The following is a 14,365-nucleotide window of genomic DNA, read 5'->3' as shown; positions in this document are numbered from 1 at the left end:
TTTGACTGGAGTTGAACCTATGAAAGTAAGAGCGACTCAGGCCATCATGGAGTGCCTGCTGGAGCAGGGGGTGGACACCGTCTTCGGGTATCCCGGCGGAACCATCCTGAATGTCTATGATGAGCTCTATAATTATAAGGATAAAATCCACCATGTGCTGACGGCCCACGAGCAGGGGGCCTCCCACGCCGCGGACGGCTATGCCCGGTCCACCGGAAAGGTGGGGGTGTGCTTTGCCACCAGCGGCCCTGGGGCCACCAACCTGACCACGGGGATCGCCACCGCCTACATGGACTCCTCGCCGGTGGTCTTTATCACCTGCAACGTGACGGAGGATGTGCTGGGCAAGGACGCCTTCCAGGAGGTGGACATCACCGGCATCGCCATGCCCATCACCAAGGCCACCTATCTGGTGCGGGATCCCCAGACCATCCCCGACGTGATGCGCCAGGCCTTCGCCGTGGCGGCCACCGGCCGGCCCGGCCCGGTGCTCATTGACTTTTTGAAAAATGTCACCGCCCCCAGCGTGGAGATTGAGTATGAGTTTATTCCCTGGACGGAGAACCGCTCCTGCAGCAGTATCCAGGCCCTGGCGGACAGCCACCAGCTGAAAAATCCCGAGCCCAACGGCGAGGATATTGACATTCTGGTGGACATGATTGCCCAGTCGGAGCGCCCGCTGCTCATCTGCGGCGGCGGCGTGGTCCGGGGCCGGGCCCACAAGCAGTTCCGGGAATTTGCCGAGAAGCTGGACGCCCCGGTGGCCATTACCGTCATGGGCGGCGGCGGCTTCCCCGGGGGACACCCCCTGACCACCGGCATGATCGGCATGCACGGCTCTCGGGCCAGCAACCTGGCCTGTAACGAGTGCGACCTGCTCATCGCCGTGGGCTGCCGGTTCTCTGACCGGGTGGCTCTGAACCCCGGCTCCTTTGCCAGTCAGGCCAAGATTGTCCACATCGACATTGACCGTTCGGAGATCGACAAGAACGTGCTCACCGATCACCATATCATCGGCGACGCCAAGGCAGTCTTGGATCTGCTGAACCCCAAGCTGCCCCAGTACAGCCATCCCGAGTGGAAGGAGCACATTCTCCCCCTGCGGGAGCCCTCCATTCCCCGCCAGAGCGAGAGCCTGACCCCCAAGCAGGTGCTGGAGACCATCCACCGCCTGGCCCCGGAGGACTCCATCGTGGCCACTGACGTGGGCCAGCACCAGATGTGGTCCATCCAGCATTTCCACTTTGACTACCCCGGCCAGCTGCTGACCTCCGGCGGCTTCGGCACCATGGGCTTCGGCCTGGGGGCCGCCATCGGGGCCAAGATGGGCAACCCGGACAAGGTGGTGATCCACACCACCGGCGACGGCTGCTTCCGCATGAACTGCCATGAGCTGGCCACGGTGGAGCACTATCACCTGCCGATTATTACGGTGATTTTCAACAATGGAACTCTGGGCATGGTCCGCCAGTGGCAGAACCTCATCTACCACCAGCGCTACTCCGAGACCACCCTGGACCGGGGGCCGGACTTTGTGAAGCTGGCCGAGGCCTATGGCCTGAAGGGGTTCCGGGTGACCAACCAGGCGGAGATGGAGGAGGCCATGAAGGCGGCGTTGGAGGCCGGCTGCGGCTGCGTGCTGGACTGTCGGCTGGATATGGACGAGATGGTCCGGCCCATGGTGCCCGGCGGCGCCCACATCACCAACTTTTTGCTGAAGTAAGGGGGCGACGGGATGAAAAAAGAATTTGATACCCAGAAGAAGCTCTACACCCTGGCCATTCTGGTCCAGGATATCCCAGGCGTCCTCAGCCAGGTGGCCCGGCTCTTTTCCCGGAAGGGCTACAACATCGAGTCCATCGTCTCCGGCGAGACGGATAAGCCGGGTACCACCCGGATTACCATTGTCATTCTCGGGGACGAGCTGATGGTCAACCAGATTGCCGCCCAGTGCCGCAAGCTCATTCCGGTGCAGGCGGTGAAGATCCTGGAGGAGGCCGAGTCCATTCAGCGGGAATTTGCCTTAATTAAGGTAAAGACCGCCGACCGCAACGCCCGGGACGAGGTCATTCAGATCTCCAACCTTTTCCGCGCCAACATCATTGACGTGGGCCGGGACACCCTGACGGTGGCCATCTTCGGAGACAAGGACAAGACCGGGGCGCTCATTGCCCTGCTGGAGGACTTCGGCATTCTGGAAATCGCAAAAACGGGTACTCTCGCCATCGAAAGAGGGCGCAGCACTATATATGATGACAACAAACTGAAGGAGGAATATAACTATGGCAAAAATGTATTATGAGAAGGATTGCGACATCAACTACCTCAACGGGAAGAAGATCGCCATCATCGGCTACGGCTCCCAGGGCCATGCCCACGCCATGAACCTGAAGGATTCCGGCTGCGACGTGTGCGTCGGCCTGCGTCAGGGCTCCAAGAACTGGGCCAACGCCGAGCAGGCCGGCCTGAAGGTGATGACCGTGCCCGAGGCCGCCAAGTGGGGCGACATCGTCATGATCCTCATCAACGACGAGGTGCAGGCCGACGTCTATAAGAAGGACATCGCCCCCAACCTGGAGGCCGGCAACATGCTGATGTTCGCCCACGGCTTCAACATCCACTTCAAGCAGATCGTGCCTCCCACCGACGTGGACGTGACTATGATCGCCCCCAAGGGCCCCGGCCACACCGTCCGCTCCACCTATGTCAACGGCAAGGGCGTGCCCTGCCTCATCGCCGTGGAGCAGAATGCCACCGGCGACGCCTATAAGCTGGCTCTGGCCTATGCTGCCGGCATCGGCGGCGCCCGCGGCGGCGTGATGGAGACCACCTTCCAGGACGAGACCGAGACCGACCTGTTCGGCGAGCAGGCTGTCCTGTGCGGCGGCGTTGTGGAGCTGATGAAGCTGGGCTTCGAGACCCTGGTCGAGGCCGGCTACGAGCCCGAGAACGCCTACTTCGAGTGCATCCACGAGATGAAGCTCATCATCGACCTCATCAACAAGGGCGGCGTGGCTGCCATGAACTACTCCATCTCCGACACCGCGGAGTACGGCGAGTATGTCTCCGGTCCCCGTGTCCTGCCCTATGAGGAGACCAAGAAAAACATGAAGGCGGTCCTGAAGGACATCCAGGACGGCGTGTTCGCCGGCAAGTGGATTGCCGAGAACAAGAACGGCCGCACCTTCTTCAACGCCAAGCGTGCCCAGCTGGCCAAGCACCAGATGGAGACCGTGGGCGCTGAGCTGCGCAAGAACATGATCTGGGGCGGCGACACCGACCTGGATACCGCTTCCAACTAAGCATCGGAACCATTCATACAAAAAAGCCGCGATCCAACTGGGCCGCGGCTTTTTTTGTATTGGCCTTCCGGGGATCCCGACCGGGAGAGGGCTGGAGGGAAAACAGATAGAAAGGACCGAAGAATGATGGAACCGCTGATTCTGACCGGCAGTAATCTGACCTTTGAGAATGTGCACCAGGTAGTCGCGGAATACCGCCCCGTGGAGCTGGACCCGGAGGCCGCGGCCCGGGTGACCAAGGCCCGGCAGGTGCTCTTTGACATGGCGGCCAAGGGCCAGCCGGTGTACGGGCTCAACCGGGGGGTGGGCTGGAACAAGGACAAGGAGTTTGACCAGGACTTCTTTGAGACCTACAATCGAAACCTCCTCAATTGCCATGCCCTGGGCGTGGCCCCCTACTGCTCCACTCAGGAGGTGCGGGGCATGATGCTCCTGCGGCTGAGCACGGCGCTGTGCGGCCGCACGGGCGTGTCGGTGGAGCTTCTGGAGCTCTACCGGGATTTCCTCAACTACGGGATTCACCCCATTGTGCCCCACCGGGGATCCATCGGCGAGGGAGATATCACCACCCAGTCCCTCATCGGTCTGAGCATGATCGGGGAGAACGATGTGGAGTATAAGGGGGAGCGGATGTCCGCCGCCCGGGCCTTTGAGCTCACCGGGCTGAAGCCTGCGGTACTGGGGCCCAAGGACGGGCTGTCCATTGTGGCCCGCAACGCCCAGGGGGAGATCCTGACCATTCTGCTCATTGAACAGCTGGAGCAGCTGCTGCAGCTGGCCAACGGGGTGTTCTGCCTGAGCCTGGAGGGCCTGAACGGCGGCATCCAGCCTCTGGGGGAGCGGGTGAACGAGCTGCGGGGCTTCCCGGGGCAGATGGAGACGGCAGCCATCTGCCGCAGCTATTTGAAGGGCAGCTATCTGGAGCAGCCCGACCCCAAGCGCCCCCTCCAGGACCCCATTACCTTCCGCTGCCACGTGTCCATCCAGGGGGCGGTAGTGGATGCGCTGAATTACGTCAAGCAGATTGTTCTCCACCAGATCAACACCACCGACGACAACCCCTGCATCCACTACGAGACGGGAACAACCTCGGTGAGCCCCAACTTTGAGGTGCTCCAGCTGGCCATGGGAGTGGAGATGCTGGCCAACGCCCTGAGCCACATGTCCAGGGCCGCCTGCAACCGCCTTTTCCATCTGGCCGATCCCGCCTTCACCGGGCTGACCCGCTTCCTCACCCCGGAGGACGTGAAGGTGATTGCCTATGGCACCATCCAGAAGACCTTTACCGCCCTGGACGCAGAGAACCGCTCTCTGGCCAATCCAAGCTCCATGGACCACATGCCCGTGGCCGGGAACATTGAGGACCATGCCAGCAACCTGCCCCTGGCGGTGGACAAGTGCCTGAAGATGGTGGACAACCTGCGCTACATCCTGGGCATTGAGGCTATGCACGGGGCCCAGGCCACCGACCTGCGGGGAGACATTGCCCTGGGCTGCAAGACCCGGAAGCTGAAGGAGACGCTGCGCCGGGAGATCCCCTTCCTGGACCGGGACCGCAACCTGAGCCGGGACATTGCCCTGGCCTATGACATGATTGTACGGGGCGATTTGAACCGGGCGTTGGAAGATTGAACGCTTAAGACAAAAGGGGGCCTGCATGGCATGTGCCATGCAGGCCCTTTTGCAATGAAATCAGAAGTTACCGGGCAAACAGCTTCAGGGTGTCCTCAAAGACGCCCTTGGCGGCGTTTTCTTTGTAGACACGGCGGGTGTTGCCCTTAAAGGTCTCACCCAGAGCAATGCACAGCTCGGGGGTGGGCTCGGGCCGCTTGCCCCGGAGGATGTCCTCGGCATCAGGCAGCTGGAAGGGGATGGGCTTGATGGCTCCTGCCACCACCCGGGCGTCCTCAATGACGCCCTCCCCGTTCAGACGCAGGGCGATGGCCATGCCGATGCGGGAGATGGTCACCTGGGAGCGGTGGCCCAGCTTGTGGAAGGCGGAGCGCCAGCCCTGGAGGGCGGTGCGGTCGATGGTGAAGCTGACGATGACCTCGCCCAGCTCCAGCTGGGTCTTGCGGCCGTCCTTCCCCTGGAAGAACTGCTGAACGGGCAGGGCGCGGCGCAGGCCGCCGGGGCAGAGGATGTCCACCTGGGCATTCAGCAGCCACAGCACGGAGGGCAGGTCGGCGGCGGGAGAGGCGTTGGCCACGTTGCCGCCGATGGTGCCCTTGTTGCGGATCTGGGGGGAGCCAACACCGCCCGCGGCATCGGCCAGGGCCTGCAGGTCAGAAAGACCATCGGTGGCCTCCTTCACCCGGGCCATGGTGGCCATGGCGCCGATGACGGCCTGCTCAGGAGTGATGACGATGTCCTGCAGGGCGGACACGTCGCTGAGAGAGAGAAGGACATCGGGCTCCAGATGCTTGGCGCGCATCTGAAGAATCAGGTCGGTGCCTCCGGCCAGAACCAGGCTCTTCCCGGTCAGCTGACCCAGGGCCTCCCCCAGTTCCTCCAGCGTTTTGGGGATCAGACAAGTACTCATGCTTCTCCTCCCATCTCCCGGGCGGCCCGGCTGACCGCGTTGACAATCTGAACGTAGCCCGAGCAGCGGCAGATGTTGCCGGACAGGGCGGTGCGAATCTCTTCGGGGGTGGGATTGGGATTTTTCAGCAGCAGGGCCTTGGCGGACATAATCATGCCCGGGGTGCAGAAGCCGCACTGCACGGCAATCTCCTCCACAAAGGCGCGCTGGAGGATATCCAGCTCTCCGCTCTTTTCCAGACCCTCAATGGTCTCTACGTGCCGTCCATTGAGCTGGGCGGCCAGGGTGAGGCAGGAGTGAACGGCCTCGCCGTCCATCAGCACGGTGCAGGCGCCGCACTCGCCCTCGGAGCAGCCCTCCTTGGTGCCGGTGAGGCCCAGGTCCTCCCGCAGGATGTCCAGCAGGCGGCGCTGGGGATCGGTGTCCAGGGAGATCGGATCTCCGTTGACAAAAAAGTTCAGGCGCATGTCAGGCTTCCCTCCTTGCAATACACTCCAGAATACGGTCCGGGTCCATGGGCAGCACGCCCATGTCGGTGCCCAGAGCCCGGTTTACCGCGCTGCTTACCGCGGCGGCCACAGGGACCATGCCGATTTCGCCGATGGACTTGGCCCCGAAGGGACCGTCCTGGGACGGGCCGTCCTGGATGAGCTCCACCTGGATCTCCGGGAGATCGGGGGCGTTCATCAGGTGGTACTTGGACAGGCTGTTTACGCCGCGGCCGTCGGGGGAGAAGGTGTACTGCTCCCGCAGGGCGGCGCCGCAGCCCATCTGGACAGCGCCCTGGGTCTGGGCAATGCACATGGCGGGGTTGATGGCCTGGCCCACATCGTGGAGGGCCAGATAGTCCAGAACCTTGGTCAGGCCCGTCCAGGTGTCCACCTCCACGTGGGCGTAGTGGGCGCCGGTGGTGATGGGGTTGGAGTGAGTCTCAAAGGTCTCACGGGCAAAGACCTCGTGGCACAGGTTCAGGATGGACCACTGGGACACGTCCTTGTAGGTGAGGGCTACCTCCGGGTGATCCTTCCGGTGGATGACGGCCTGCTGGAAGTAGAGCTCCTCCACGGGGGCATCCAGCATCTGGGCCGCGATGGAGAGAAGCTCCCGGCGCAGCTTCTGGGCACAGCGCATGAGCACGCCGCCCACCATAAAGGTGCTGCGGCTGGAGTAGCAGCCGTAGTCGTAGGGAGTGACGGCGGTGTCGGCCTCTCCCAGACGGATCTGGTCCATGGGCAGCTCCAGCACCTCGGACAGAATCATCTTGAAGGCCTGGACGCTGCCGCAGCCGTGGTCGTGGATGCTGGCGCAGGCCTGAACGGTACCGTCGTCGCCCATGCGGATTTCCGCCTGAGCAAAGTCCCGGAAGCGGGTGTAGTAGGTGTTGGTGTGTCCGCCGCAGGCCACGCCGCAGCCCCGCTTGTAGCGGTGGTTGGCGGCATTGAAGGCGCGGTCCTCCTCCAGGCGCTCTTCCCAGCGGAACTTCTCACGGCCCCGGACCAGGCACTCCTCAATGCGGGTGTTTTCCACGGGCAGGTTCATCTTGATGTCGTACTCGCCCGGCTGGAGCACGTTCTTCAGCCGCAGCTCCACGGGGTCCATGTTCAGCGCCTTGGCGGCGTTTTCCAGCAGGTGCTCCAGCAGAGTGTAGTACTCAGCCACGCCCCAGCTGCGGAAGGAGCCGCCGGGGGTGGTGTTGGTGGACACCAGGCGGCAATGGAGGGTGGCGTAGGGCACCCGGTAGCAGCGGAACATTTTGCCGAAGGGGGCGCGGATATAGTCCCGGCCGCTGCTGATATAGGCGCCGGCGTCATAGAGGACGTCCATATCCAGGCGGAGAATGGTGCCGTCCTTGCGGAACACGCCCCGCAGGTCACCGCGCATGGCGCCGCGGCAGTAGGCCGAGCGCATGGTCTCCGCCCGATCGTAGACCAGCTTCACCGGGCGGTTCAGCTCCTTGGCCAGAGCGGCGGCCACCGGCTCCACAAACCACTCCTGCTTGCCGCCGAAGGAGCCGCCCATGGTGGTCTTAATGACCCGAACCTGGTTGTAGGGCAGGCCCATCATGTCGGCGATGACGGTACGGATGCCGAAGACGGCCTGGTTGGGGCTCTGGACGGTGAGTACACCGGTGTCCGGCTCATACTGGGCCACGCAGGCATGGGTCTCCATGGCGGCGTGGTGGAGGCGGCTGAGCTCGCTGTGGGACGTGACCACAATGCCCTCAGCTTCATCGGGCTGGGACTCGCCTACCGTGATGGTACCCTCGTCCACAATGGGAGACTCGCCCTCCAGGCAGTGCTTTCCGGCCAGTGCGTCCTCGAAGTTCAGGGCGTAGGGCAGCTCCTCGTACTCCACCTTCACCAGGGCGGCGGCCCGCCGGGCGGTCTCCTCGTCCCGGGCAGCCACGGCGCCGATCCGGTCGCCGACGAAGCGGACGTAGGAATGGAACACATGCTCCTCGTCGGGCAGCATCTGGGAGCCGGGGCTGGAGAACTGGCTGCGGTAGCGGTTGTAGCGGTAGTCCGGTGTGTTGAAGCAGTGGAACACGCCGTAGACGCCCTCCAGCTCCAGCGCCTTGGAGGCGTCTATCGACCGCACGCGGCCGTGGGGAATGGAGCTGAAAATCATGGCGATGTGGGCCATGTGGGGCAGGGTGAGGTCACCCGCGTAGTGGGTCCGCCCTGTGACCTTGCCCTTGGCGTCGTGAATGGGACGGCCAGTTCCGATCACATTCATCATTGTTTCCCTCCTCATTTGCAGCTAAGCGGTCCGACCGGCCTGCGATGATAGGGACAGGGCCCATGGTCGGATTTTGATAAGCTTATTATACGACAAAAGCATTGAAACAGCGTTGAATTTTTCGAAATTTTTAAAGAAGATGAAACAAAGATTCCGGACGTGGAAAAACAGGAGAAAATTCAACGGTTTTCCTTGCGCCCTTCTGCGGTCTGTACTATGATAAAGAGGAAGAACAAGGGAGAGGGGTGCGGCTGTGCCGGAGCTGTTTGTCCGAATGTTTGGCAGTCCGTCCATCCTGGTGGATGGACAGGCTGTAACGCTGCCCTATCGGAAGGCGGAGGCGCTGCTTTACTATGTGGTGATGGAGCGGCGGGTGGCCCGGAGGGATCTGGTGGACCTGCTGTGGGAGGACACGGAGCCCTCCGCGGCTCTGAAAAATCTGCGCCATGCCATTTATACGGTGCGCAAGGCCCTGGGGATGGAGCTGTTTGTGTCCGGTCAGCGCACCATGCTGGAGCTGGATCCCCAGGTGTCCATCCGGTGTGATGTGCTGGACTTTTTGCGGGAGGGCAAGCTGGAGGCCTACCACGGGGAATTTCTCTCCGGCTTTACGATGCACGGGGGCGCCGCCTTTGAGGAGTGGCTGAACACCCAGCGAAACCTGCTGCGGGCCCGGTACCTCAAGGAGCTGCTGACGGCGGAGCGGGAGACCTTTGCCGCCGGAGAGCTGGAGCAGGCGGAGCAGCTGGGGCTGGAGTACATTGGCCGGGACCCCCTGGAGGAGAGCGCCTATGTGGTGCTGATGGAGGTTTACAGCCGGCAGAAAAAATTCCGCAAGGCCATTGGGATTTACCACCAGCTGTGCAAAAATCTGGAGACCGAGCTGAGCATTTCCCCCCTGAAGGAGACCACGGCCCTCTACTACCGCATTGTCAATGAGTGGAACTCCTCCACCTACCGCATTGAGGAGCAGTCCGACCACCCCATGTTCGGCAAGGAGGCGGCGCTGCACGGATTGCTCTCCGTCTGCAACCGGCCCCTGTCCGACCGGAGGATCCCCTGCCTGCTGCTGGAGGGAGAGGCGGGGGTGGGAAAGACCTACCTGTTGGACCATGTGCTTAATCACTATGACTTCTCCGACCGGCTTGTGCTGCGGGCCAGCTGCTACCAGTCGGAGTCCGGCGTGCCCCTGGCCCCCTGGAACTCGGTGATGCTGGGCCTGCTCTCGGAGATGGAGAGCCGGGGCTTGTCCATTCCCGACACCTATCTGAAGACGGCCGCCGCCCTCTTCCCCTGCCTGGCCCTGCAGTGCGGCCAGGGCTATACTGCCTCGGACGAGCAGTACCCCCTTCAGCACAATTACCACGTGGCCCAGGAGAGCACTCTGCTCATTCTGTCCATGGTGGCCCGGCAGTTCCCCCTGCTGCTGGTCTTTGAGGATATCCACTGGATCGACCGCACCAGCGTGGAGCTGCTGTCCGCCGTCCTCCACCGGCTGCGCGGCCTGAATGTGACGGTGATCTGCTCTTCCCGGGAGCTGCCCGCCGGGTTCCGGAAGGAGTTTGTGGAGGGGGCCCAGCGGGACAAGCTGCTGGAGCGCTACACCATCTCAACCCTCAGCCTGGACGAGACGGGACAATTTGTCCGCCACTACCGGGGCCAGGAGCTGACGGAGGAGCAGCTGAGCCAGGTGTACCAGGGGACGGGAGGCAACGCATTGCTGCTGACCCAGCTGGTGGGCTCGCTGGAGGAGGGCGGCGTGCCCCAGGACATGGGGCGGATGGTGAAGGGAGTCATTGACTATCGCCTGGCCCAGCTGACCGTGGAGGAGCTGCAGGTGCTGGACATGATTTCCGCCTTCTCGGAGTGGGCGCCCATGGAGGCTCTGGCCTCCATCCTGACCAAGGACGCCATGGACCTGATGTGCCTGTGCGGGCAGCTGAAGCAGCGGATGCTGATTACGGAGTGTGAACGGGATGGAAGCATCTGCTACACCCTAGCCCACGACCTGATCCGCCGTGTCTTAATCCAGCGGGAGCCGGAATCCGCCCGGCGGATTCTCCACCTGCGAGTGGCCCAGCACCTGGAGAGCCGGCTGGACCGGATGGGGGCGCAGCTCTATGACCGGCTGGTGTACCACTATGAGGCGGGGGGTAACCGCCTGAAGGCGCTGCACTATCGGATTTTGTCCCTGAATGCCTTTACCGGACTGTGTTTTGACCTGCTGCCCACCCTGACCGTCTCGCCCGGACGGGAGGAGCCGGACGCGGAGAGCCTGCCCGCCGAATTTCAGCGGCTGGAGCAGGAGGTGAGCGCCCTGCGCCGTCTGTACGCCGGACAGGAGGAGCTGGACCGGATGGAGATGACGCTGCTCCACGCCAAGAGCCGCTACTGCATCTACAACGGCCTCTATGAGCCGGGGCTGGAGGCCCTGGAGCAGCTGAACGCCCTGTGCCGGCGGCGGGGAGAGAAGCGGCTGTTGGTGCAGGTCCACCTGCAGTACATCTATTATGGCATCCAGATCTGCGATACCCGGGTGATGGAGATCCACCTGGCGGCGGGCCTCGCCCTGCTGGACGGGGAGGAGCACTCGGAGAGCTACGGCATCTATCTGCGCCTGAAAGGGCTGCTGGAGCAGATGCGGGGCAATTATTCCCGGGCCCGGGAGCTGCTGCACCAGTCCGTGCGTACTCTGGAATCTCTGGTTTCCCCCTCTGACGACCGCTATGCCATCAACATAGCCGGAGCCTATAACTACATTGCCGAGTGCTACCGGCTGGAGGGACGGTATGAGGAGGCCTTCGGCTATTACGACAAGGCCATCATTCACAACCGCAGCCGGGGCTATTACCCGGGGGCCGCGGTATTTTACACCAATTACGGGGTGTGCGCCTTCCAGAAGGGCGAGTATGAGGGGGCCTATCAGCTGTTTCTCTACGCGGCGGAGATCTACCGCTCCTCCCATGAGTATTCCGGCTGTCCGCTGGCCCTGGGCTATCTGGCCCTCTACGGGGTCCGGCAGGGCGACCTGACGGGGGCCGCGGACAAGCTGAAGGAGGCCCACCGGATCTGCGACATCATCGGATCGCCCTGGTGGAAGGGGGTTGTCATCTACCTGTCCTGGCGGATTCGCACCTGGCTGGACCAGACGGGACAGGAGGCCCCCCAGCTGCGGGCGCTCTGGCCCGCGGACGAAGGGGAACATTGCCGGTGGGGGCTGGAGTACCTGGAACGGATTCCGCCCCGCCTGGAGACAGAGGAACTCCAGAGGCGTCTGGAGAAGCTGTGACGTCTGTGAAAAGAAAAAGCCCGCGGACCTGCTGACGGCAGGTCCGCGGGCTTATTAATTCCATTCTTAATAACCGATGAACGAGGAAATGACAATCAGAATGGCACAGGCAGCATAAGCAATGGCCAGGAAGGGACCAATGAACTTGAACCACTTGTTGAAGGGGATGCGGGCATAGGACAGGCAGGCAATGAGGGCGCCCATGGTGGGATAGCCCAGGTTGCTCAGACCGTCGCCGAACTGGAAGGCCAGAATGGTCATCTGCTTGCTGATGCCCACAATTTCCGCCATGGGCATGAGGATGGGCATGGTGACCAGAGCCTGGCTGCTGCCGGAGGGAATGAAGAAGTTGAGGATGGTCTGAACCACCAGCATGGCGATGCCGGTAACCGCAGCGGGCAGACCGGACACCAGGGTAACCAGGCCGTGAACGATGGTGTAAGTAATCTGGCCGTCATCCATGACGATGGAGATGCCGCGGGCCAGACCGATAGCCATGGCGGCAATGAACACGGACTGCGCGCCGGCCAGCAGGCTGTCGGCAATCTTACCGCCGCTGAAGCCGGCGATGATACCGCAGACGATGCCGCAGATGAGGTACACGGCGGCCATCTCAAAGAGGCCCCAGCCCCACTCCAGGCTGCCGTACACCACCAGGGCGATGGTGATGATGAAGACCACCAGAATCAGCTTGCGGCGCAGGGTGAATTCCAGCTCCGCATCGGAGGCGTTCTGCAGGTCGGAGTAATCGTTGCCGTACATGATGCCCTTGGTGGGGTCCTTCTTGACCCGCTCGGCGTAGCGCAGCACGAACCAGATGGCGATGCCGCCCAGCACCACCAGGCAGATCATGCGGTAGCCCAGGCCGGAGAAGAGCTCCAGACCGCCGATGGTCTGGGCGTTGCCCACGGTGTAGAGGTTAGTGGGGCCGGCGGTCCAGCCTACGATGTCAGCTACGAAGACGATGGCCACACCGGTGACGACGTCATATCCCAGCATCAGGGCCACGCCTACGCCGATGGGAATAAAGGGGATGGAGCCCTCCAGCATGGAGGGGAAGGCGCCGATGCACAGGAAGAAGACCATGATGCCGGCCAGTACAAACTTGCCGCTCTTGTCGCTGGTGCGCCGGGTCATGCTCACCAGGGCGGCGCGGATGGCGCCGGTGCCGTCAATGAGGCCGATGGCGGCGCCGATGGTGAGAATCATACAGATGAGGGAAATACCGTTCTGAATGCCCAGAGGGATGGCCTTGAACATCTCAAAGAGATTTACGGGAGTGCTCTCCACATAGTGGAAGCTGTCGGGGTCCACGGTGGTCACGCCATTGACGGTGACCGAGTCATACTGACCGGCTGGCAAAACCCAGGTCAGTACCGTCATCAGGACCAGGATGGCAAACAGAATGACAAACGCGTGGGGAAATTCCCGTTTTTTCTTTTTTGTCAGGGGTTTGTTACTCAAAAGTGCTCTCCTCCTTTGAACTTCCGTGTCCGGGCATACTCTGAGGCCACCGTCCGGACATTGCTGCTCTCTCGCTTTAATGCAACAGCGTCATGTTACCATGCTTGCGTTGAATTAAAGTTGAAGGGCGTTGACACGGAGAGAGAGGCGGGAGACGATAGAGCACAATCAGCGGAGCTTCAGCAGACGCTGCGCGTTGCCGCTCAGAATATCCGCCTGCTCCTGAGGCGTCAGGGGGAGGGCGCGCAGACGCGCCAGGCTCTCAGCCTGGCCGTCCCAGGGGCTGTCCGTGCCGAACAGAATGCGGTGAGCGCCGAAGGTGCGCACCATGCGCAGGAAGGCGTCGTCATCCAGCAGATGCAGGTCACCGGGGCCGTAGTAGCCGTCCCCAAGGGGTGTCATGGAGCCCAGGGAGAAGGAGGTGTCCAGCATCACGCTGGTCTGAGGCAGCAGCTGTTCCACCTCATCCCAGTTGCGCCAGCCTCCCATGTGGGCCAGCACCAGGGTGACGGGTCCCACCTGCTCCACCGCCCGGAGGACCATGTCCGGGGAGCAGTTCACCTTACCCGGGAAGCCCACGTCCAGCCCGGCGTGGGTGAGGACAATAAGGCCCAGCTCACCGCACCGGTCCAGAATCCGCAGGTACCGGATGTCATCAAAGTCCACGTCCTGGTAGACCGGGTGGAGCTTGATGCCCCGGAGGCCCAGAGAGGCAATGCGGCTCAGCTCCTCCTTCCAGCCGTCAAAGTCCGGGTGCATGCAGCCCAGGGACAAAATGCTCCGGGCCTGCCCCTCCTCGTTGAGGCGGGCGGAGGCATCGTTGATGTGGCACACCTGCCGGGCGGCAGTGGCCACGGGGAGCACCAGGGAGTAGTCGATGCCCACCTGGGCCATGGAAGCAGCCAGACCTGCCTCCGTGCCGTCAGTGAAGGGACGGGTGTGGGACATGTTCTGCAGCTTGAGCAGGGTGGAGGCGGCAATTTTGTCGGGAAATGTGTGAGTATGAAAATCAACAATCATGTCTGACAA

10 protein-coding genes are annotated in these 14,365 nt (G+C 62.5%); 5 read left to right on the top strand and 5 right to left on the bottom strand.

Annotated features, from left to right (window positions below; all coding sequences use genetic code 11):
• Nucleotides 1-19 precede the first annotated feature (19 nt).
• The 4 genes from ilvB to AC3YUO_RS03265 all read left to right on the top strand — a co-directional run bounded on the left by ilvB (nucleotide 20) and on the right by AC3YUO_RS03265 (nucleotide 4,934).
• The gene (ilvB, locus tag AC3YUO_RS03280) at nucleotides 20-1,723 is read left to right on the top strand and encodes a biosynthetic-type acetolactate synthase large subunit (protein ID WP_489961623.1); all 1,704 of its coding nucleotides are present in this window, start codon (nucleotides 20-22) and stop codon (nucleotides 1,721-1,723) included.
• A gap of 12 nt (nucleotides 1,724-1,735) precedes the next feature.
• A complete protein-coding gene (gene ilvN / locus AC3YUO_RS03275; protein WP_118641603.1) occupies nucleotides 1,736-2,302 on the top strand; it encodes an acetolactate synthase small subunit in 567 nt (188 codons plus the stop codon).
• Nucleotides 2,283-3,302: a ketol-acid reductoisomerase gene (ilvC, locus tag AC3YUO_RS03270; protein ID WP_489961622.1), complete on the top strand. Its 1,020-nt coding sequence runs from the start codon at nucleotides 2,283-2,285 to the stop codon at nucleotides 3,300-3,302. Before ilvN ends, ilvC begins: the two co-directional genes overlap by 20 nt.
• Before the next feature lie 123 nt (nucleotides 3,303-3,425).
• Nucleotides 3,426-4,934, top strand: a complete 1,509-nt coding sequence (locus tag AC3YUO_RS03265) for an HAL/PAL/TAL family ammonia-lyase (RefSeq protein WP_489961621.1) — start codon at nucleotides 3,426-3,428, stop codon at nucleotides 4,932-4,934.
• A gap of 67 nt (nucleotides 4,935-5,001) precedes the next feature.
• Here the strand turns inward: AC3YUO_RS03265 and AC3YUO_RS03260 are convergent, their stop codons facing one another.
• Genes AC3YUO_RS03260 through AC3YUO_RS03250 form a run of 3 tightly spaced genes read right to left on the bottom strand, consistent with a single transcriptional unit; the run spans nucleotide 5,002 to nucleotide 8,583 of the window.
• Nucleotides 5,002-5,844: an FAD binding domain-containing protein gene (locus tag AC3YUO_RS03260; protein ID WP_489961620.1), complete on the bottom strand. Its 843-nt coding sequence runs from the start codon at nucleotides 5,842-5,844 to the stop codon at nucleotides 5,002-5,004.
• Nucleotides 5,841-6,311 (bottom strand): (2Fe-2S)-binding protein, encoded by a 471-nt coding sequence (locus tag AC3YUO_RS03255; protein ID WP_489961619.1) that lies wholly within the window; start codon nucleotides 6,309-6,311, stop codon nucleotides 5,841-5,843. Before AC3YUO_RS03255 ends, AC3YUO_RS03260 begins: the two co-directional genes overlap by 4 nt.
• A 1-nt stretch (nucleotide 6,312) precedes the next feature.
• Complete coding sequence (locus tag AC3YUO_RS03250; protein WP_489961618.1) at nucleotides 6,313-8,583, bottom strand: xanthine dehydrogenase family protein molybdopterin-binding subunit; 2,271 nt, start codon at nucleotides 8,581-8,583, stop codon at nucleotides 6,313-6,315.
• 274 nt (nucleotides 8,584-8,857) lie between these two features.
• On the opposite strand from AC3YUO_RS03250, the gene AC3YUO_RS03245 reads away from it, so the two are divergent.
• Nucleotides 8,858-11,872 (top strand): ATP-binding protein, encoded by a 3,015-nt coding sequence (locus AC3YUO_RS03245; protein ID WP_489961617.1) that lies wholly within the window; start codon nucleotides 8,858-8,860, stop codon nucleotides 11,870-11,872.
• A 66-nt stretch (nucleotides 11,873-11,938) separates the two neighbouring features.
• Here the strand turns inward: AC3YUO_RS03245 and AC3YUO_RS03240 are convergent, their stop codons facing one another.
• Together AC3YUO_RS03240 and AC3YUO_RS03235 are read right to left on the bottom strand one after the other, a co-directional pair.
• On the bottom strand, nucleotides 11,939-13,336 hold the full coding sequence (locus AC3YUO_RS03240) for a YfcC family protein (RefSeq protein WP_489961616.1): 1,398 nt from the start codon (nucleotides 13,334-13,336) through the stop codon (nucleotides 11,939-11,941).
• A 168-nt stretch (nucleotides 13,337-13,504) separates the two neighbouring features.
• Entirely contained in the window at nucleotides 13,505-14,356 is an 852-nt protein-coding gene (locus tag AC3YUO_RS03235; protein ID WP_489961615.1) for an amidohydrolase family protein, read from the bottom strand.
• Between the last annotated feature and the right edge of the window lie 9 nt (nucleotides 14,357-14,365).

The sequence above is a fragment of the Pseudoflavonifractor sp. HNCC25GI2 genome, assembly GCF_058136395.1.
Note: the sequence above shows the minus strand (reverse complement) of the source record. Positions and strands in the feature narration are given on the sequence as shown.